This is a genomic window from Streptomyces sp. B1866, assembly GCF_031932565.1.
Classification (GTDB): domain Bacteria; phylum Actinomycetota; class Actinomycetes; order Streptomycetales; family Streptomycetaceae; genus Streptomyces.
This window is the reverse complement of sequence record NZ_JAVSCF010000619.1, coordinates 1-443: the sequence shown is the minus strand read 5'-3', so window position 1 is coordinate 443 and position 443 is coordinate 1. Positions and strand designations below refer to the sequence as shown.

Here is a 443-nt window from a genome sequence, read left to right as displayed (position 1 = left end):
CCGGTGCCAGGCGGCACCCCCGCGCCCCTGCGGGCGCCCGCGCCCCGACACAGGGACCGGGACGGGGGTGGCGGTATGAGCACCCCCACCACCGGACCCGGCCCCGTCCGCGCGGGCGGCGGCCCCCAACGGCCGGCCGAACCCCCGGCCATCGCGGGCGGCGCAGGTCCGGTCCCCCCGCCGACGCACCCGATGGCCGTGGCACGGCACCTGCTCCCCCAGTGGCAGCACGAGGGCCTGCTGACCCTGCGGCACTGGCGCGGCACCTGGATGCGCTGGGAGCTCTCGCACTGGCGCGAGCTGGACGACCAGGAGCTACGCGCCTGGCTCTACCAGCACCTCGAACACGCCGTCTACCCCCACACCACACCGCAGGGACAGACCGAAGAGCGGGACTGGGCCCCCACCATCCGCAAGGTCGCCGACCTCACCCACGCCCTCGC

The 443-nt window shown here is 76.7% G+C and carries 1 pseudogene; it reads left to right on the top strand.

Annotated elements, in window-relative coordinates:
* Nucleotides 1-75: 75 nt before the first annotated feature.
* Nucleotides 76-443, top strand: a pseudogene (locus tag RKE29_RS30470) (NTP-binding protein); the annotation flags it as partial.